At 38.8% G+C, this 575-nt stretch carries 1 protein-coding gene and 1 pseudogene; both read left to right on the top strand.

Annotated elements, in window-relative coordinates:
* The first annotated feature begins 94 nt into the window (after positions 1-94).
* Positions 95-349, top strand: coding sequence for an AbrB/MazE/SpoVT family DNA-binding domain-containing protein (locus HC175_RS16695; protein ID WP_168026123.1), 255 nt, complete (start codon positions 95-97; stop codon positions 347-349).
* A pseudogene (locus tag HC175_RS24790) lies at positions 343-575 on the top strand (type II toxin-antitoxin system PemK/MazF family toxin); the annotation flags it as partial. The gene HC175_RS16695 and the pseudogene HC175_RS24790, both read left to right, overlap by 7 nt.

Below are 575 nucleotides of genomic sequence, written 5' to 3'. Positions count from 1 at the left end.
CAGGTGATTTGAAAATTTTTTGGCGGAGAATTGGGTTTATGGTCTATAAGTTATAACAATTGTTATAATTTAATAGAACCAGAAAAATATAGGTATGGAAGCAAAAATTGTAAAAATAGGTAATTCAAAAGGGATCATTATTCCGGCAGAACTTTTGGATCTCATTGGTTTAAAGGAAAAGGTGCGTCTGGAGGTGAAGAACGACCAAATAGTGATTAGTTCTGCAAAAAAAGAAGCTCGTGAAGGTTGGGAAGAAATGATAAAAGCAGAACTTGAGAAGCAGGGGCAACCTACGCGTCTTATTTCTGACTTTTTTGAAGATGAAAGAAATGAAGATTGGGAATGGTGAAGCAATACGAAGTATATTGGGTGAACCTCGATCCCATTGTAGGCAGAGAAATCAACAAAACCCGGCCCGCAGTTGTCATTAGCCCGATGTGTCAAACAATCTTTTAGGAACCGTATTAATTGCGCCCGTCACCAGCAGCATCAGAAAATTTCCAATGAGGGTGAATGTGGTTTTGAATGGGAAAAAAGGGCAGGTGGCACTTGATCAAATAAGATGTGTGGACAAA

The organism is Salinimicrobium oceani (genome assembly GCF_012037645.1).
This window is presented reverse-complemented; position numbering and strand designations above follow the sequence as displayed.